3 protein-coding genes are annotated in these 4246 nt (G+C 77.4%); 1 reads left to right on the top strand and 2 read right to left on the bottom strand.

Annotated elements, in window-relative coordinates; genetic code table 11:
- Positions 1–836 precede the first annotated feature (836 nt).
- Positions 837–1412: a hypothetical protein gene (locus ABZT03_RS43245; protein WP_356049681.1), complete on the top strand. Its 576-nt coding sequence runs from the start codon at positions 837–839 to the stop codon at positions 1410–1412.
- A 339-nt stretch (positions 1413–1751) separates the two neighbouring features.
- On the opposite strand, the gene ABZT03_RS43250 is transcribed toward ABZT03_RS43245, so the two are convergent.
- On the bottom strand, positions 1752–3902 hold the full coding sequence (locus ABZT03_RS43250; RefSeq protein ID WP_356049682.1) for a primosomal protein N': 2151 nt from the start codon (positions 3900–3902) through the stop codon (positions 1752–1754).
- A 151-nt stretch (positions 3903–4053) separates the two neighbouring features.
- Positions 4054–4246, bottom strand: a 193-nt coding sequence (locus ABZT03_RS43255) for a methionine adenosyltransferase domain-containing protein (protein WP_356049684.1), incomplete at its 5' end; no start/stop codon positions are given.

A 4246-nucleotide genomic window follows, 5' to 3' on the forward strand; every position in this document is an offset into this window, starting at 1 on the left:
CAGGCCACGGCGGGACGGCGGGTGGCGGGCCCGGGGCCACGTGGCGGCAGTGACCAGGCCACGGCGGGACGGCGGGTGACGGGCCCGGGGGGCCGCCCGGGGCCCGGGAGGCGAGCAACCGACGGCGTGAGGGCGGGTGGTGGAGCCGGGGCTGCCTGCCGCCGGGAGGCGAGTGGCCGATGGGAGGCGAGTGGCCGACGACAGGTGTGGGACCGACGGCAGGTGTGGGACCGAGGAGACCACCTGGCCGCCACGAGGCGAGTCGCCGACGGCGGGATGGCGAGTGCCGGGCCGGGAGACCACCTTGCGGCCGGGCTGCGAATAGCCACCGGCGGGATGGCGAGGGCCGGGGCCGGGAGACCACCTTGCCGCCGGGAGGCGGGTGGCCGAAGGCGGGGCGGGCGGCAGGCAGGCAGCCGACGGCAAGGCCGTGGGCAGAGGACGGCGAGCGGCGGATACGGGCGGCGAGCGGCGGTGGGCACACCGCGAGCGGCGGCCGGCCATCGGCACCCGGCACCCCACCGTCGACAGACGGCTCGCGGCGGACAGCCGTCGGCACCCGGCACACCACCGTCGACAGACGGCTCGCGGCGGACAGCCGTCGGCACCCGGCACACCACCGTCGACAGACGGCTCGCGGCGGACAGCCGTCGGCGGAAGAAGACCGAGGTCGACGGCCGAGGCGCACCCACGCGACCGGGGGCGTACGCATATGCCCATACGCCCCCGTTGCGTGACCAGCGGAGCACAGACGCGTTGGTCAAGAAGGAGTTGACCACAGCGGGCCGCAATCGGGCGGCCCGATCCTTTTCATCGCCGGTTCGAGAGGCTTGTTCATGGCCGACCACGCAACCCACGACGCCCAGGCTCGGGCCAGCCTGCACTTGCTGGTGCGCGACATCGAGCGGGTCCGCCGGCAGGTGGACGCACTGCGCACCCTCACCGCCCAGCTGGGCAACGTCTACCGCCCGCGCCGTTCCGGCCCCTCGACGGGCTTCGTCGTCTACGGGCGCGCCCCCGCCCCGACCGTCCGTCTCGCCCAGGAGCTGCGGGACAGCGTCGAGACCCTGGTCACCGCCGCCGTGGACTTCGACCGCTCGCTCGGCTTCTCTTGGGACGCGGTCGGCTCGGCCCTCGGAGTCACCAAGCAGGCGGTCCACCGCCGTTACGGCTCCCGCCGTGCCGCGGCCCAGACGACCGCGGAGGTCGAGGCGCCGGAGACGGTCGGCGTCACCACCGGCATCGCCACGGTACCGACGGTCCCCGCCGCCCGCTCCATGCCGACCCAGCCGACGGCCGGCAGCCCTGCCCTCCGCGACGCGGGCGCCCCCGCCCTCCGCGAGCCCTGCGCCCCCGCCGCCCTCTGCGACGAGGCCAGGCCGACCGCGTTCCCCGGCCCCCGCAACGGCTGACGACACCACCCCTGCCCTCCCGCGACACCGGTCCGGGAGGGCAGCCGCATGCCACGGCCAGCGGCCCTCGCAACCCCCGCCCCCGATGCCCGGCAGGCCAGTGCGCACCCCAACCGCCGCCTACGCCCCGCGCCATCCGCTCGCCCGCGCACCCTCGCGCGCCGCCGCACGCCCGCGGCCACCAGCTCCCATCCCCGGCGCCACCGCGTCCCGCGCCGCCGGCCGGCCGGCGGGATCGAGCCGCCCGAACCCCCACCGCCACCCCACCCGGCGCCGCCCCCGCCTGCACACCCCCGCGCGCAACCACACGCCCACGGCCGCCGACCCCCACCGCACCCCTCACCCGATGTCCGGCGGGTCGATCCGCACGCGTACCGGCGTCTCCGCCCCACCCCGCGCCATCCGCGCCGCCTGCGCTCCCTTGAGCGCGGACGCCAGCTCGGAACCGTGGCCCGGTGGCACGCGGATCAGGGCTCGTTCCCAGTGCTCCCCGGGGGGCGGTGCTCCCGTCCGCCGGGGCAGACCGGCGCGGGTGACCGGCACCGGTACCGGCCCGAGCACCTCGGCCTGCGGGGGCAGCCGCAGCGTGGCGAGGAACTCCCCCACCGCCTCCACCGGGCCCGCCACGGCCGCCATCCGCGACACCGGCGGGAAGCCCAGTTCGGCCCGCTCGGCCAGCTCCCGCACGGCGTGTCCGACGGGGTCCCACCGCACCAGGGCCTGAACGGGCCGCAGTGTGGGCTCGGCGACGACGACAACCGTCCCCCCGGCGCCCTGCGGACGCACCAGGGCAGCCGCCGAGATCCACCGCCGCAGCGCGTCCTCCCCGGCCCGCAGATCGGGCCGGCCTAGCATCGCCCAGCCGTCCAGCAGCAGCGCGGCCGCGTATCCGCCCTCGGCGACCGGCTCGGCCCCCGGCGTACTCACCACCAGCGCGGGCGCCCCCGGCACGGTGTCCAGGACATGCTCGCGCCCGGAGGTCCGCACCGGCACGGCCGGGAAGGCTCGCCCCAGCTCCTCGGCGGTGCGCCGGGCCCCCACGATCTGGGCCCGCAGCCGGAAGCCACCGCACTCCGGACAGTGCCAGGACTCCTCCGCGCGCCCGCACCAACCGCAGTGCAGCGCACCGGAGTCGGGGGCCTCCAACGGCCCGGCGCAGTGCCGGCAGCGGGCGGGCGCCCGGCAACTGGCGCACGCCATGCGCGGCACGTACCCCCGGCGGGGAACCTGGACGAGGACGGGCCCGTGTTTGAGTCCCTCCCTGACGGCCTGCCAGGCGAGGGTGGGCAGCCGGGCGGCCCGGGCGGCCTCGTCGCGCGCGAGGTCGCCGTCCCCGACGGTGCGGACCAGCGGGGCGGCGCCGCGCACCTGGTCCCGGGTGGCGACCAGCGGCCGGGCCCAGCCACTCTCCACGAGCTGCGCGGCCTCCACGGTGCAGCTCCAACTGCCGAGCAGAAAGCCGCACTTGTCCTGAGCGGCCCGAAGCAGCAGCACCTCGCGGGCGTGCGGCTGCGGGGCGTGCTGCTCGCTGTGGCTGTCGTCGCCGTCGTCCCACAGGACGAGCAGTCCGAGGTCCCGCACGGGGGCGAACATCGCGGCCCGGGTGCCCACGACCGCCCGGACGGACCCCCGGCTGACGGCGAGCCACTCCCGGTAGCGCTTCTCGGGCCCGGCGTCGGCGGTGAGCACCGCGTGCCGGCCCGGCCCCAGCAGTGCGGTCAGCGCGGCGTCGACGCGTGCGACCGCCCGGCCGTCCGGCAGCACGACCAGCGCGCCGCGCCCGGAGGCCAGCGTGGCCGCGACGGCCCGGGCGACCTCCTCGCTCCACTCGGGCCCCGGCAGCGCATTCCACACGGCGCGTGGCGACCCGCCCGAGGCCAGGGACTCCAGGAACGCGGCCCCCCGCTCGTAGCGCGCCCAGGACCCGGCCAGGGGCGCCTCGGGCGGCGGCAGCGGCTCGGGGGACGGCCGCTGCTCGGCCCGCGCGCTGCGAGGCGGTACGGCCAGCTGCAGCACGTCGGCGAGACTGCCCGCGTACCGGTCGGCGACCGCCCGCGCCAGACCCAGCAGTTCCTCGCTCAGCACCCGTTCGGGTGACACGACCTGAGCCAGGGCGGCGAGCGGACCCGCGTAGTCGGACTCGGGGAGCCGCTCGACGAGGAAGCCGTCGATCAGCCCGCCCCCCTCGCGCCGCCCTCCCCGCACCCGGTGGCGTCCGGCCCCGAAGCGCACCCGTACGCGCACCCCGGGCTGGGCCTCGGCGTCGAGTTCCTCGGGGACGGCGTAGTCGAAGGAGCGGTCGAGGTGGAGCACGCCCTTGTCGACCAGCACCCGGGCGACCGGCAGCTGCCCGGCCAGCGCGGCCCCCCGCCAGGTCCGCGGTTTGGCCCGGGGCACGTCGGCCTTGCGCACGCTGTCACGGATCAGCGCAAGCTGCTCGGGCGGCGCCCCCTCGGCCCCGCCGTCCACCGGCCCGTCCTCGCTGCTCACGCCTGCATTCTTACCAAACCGCACTGACAGCCGACGGCGGCCGGCGGCCCCACCGGCATAGGACCGGCACTCCGGGGCCCCGGGCGGACGCGCCGAGGCCCGGCCCCCGCAGGGGGAACCGGGCCTCGGTACGGTCGTCGGAGGGCTCGCTCTACAGCCCGGCGGCCTTGCGCAGGGCGTCGACGCGGTCGGTGCGCTCCCAGGTGAAGTCGGGCAGCTCGCGGCCGAAGTGGCCGTAGGCGGCCGTCTGGGCGTAGATCGGGCGGAGCAGGTCGAGGTCGCGGATGATGGCGGCCGGGCGGAGGTCGAAGACCTCGTCGATCGCCTTCTCGATGCGGTCGGTG

Origin of the sequence: Streptomyces sp. NPDC005574 (genome assembly GCF_040605435.1) — a bacterium.
In the GTDB taxonomy this organism is placed as follows: domain Bacteria; phylum Actinomycetota; class Actinomycetes; order Streptomycetales; family Streptomycetaceae; genus Streptomyces.

Coding starts and splice junctions, on each gene's coding strand:
- ABZT03_RS43245 (WP_356049681.1), top strand. CDS start 837: ATGGCCGACCACGCAACCCACGACGCCCAGGCTCGGGCCAGCCTGCAC.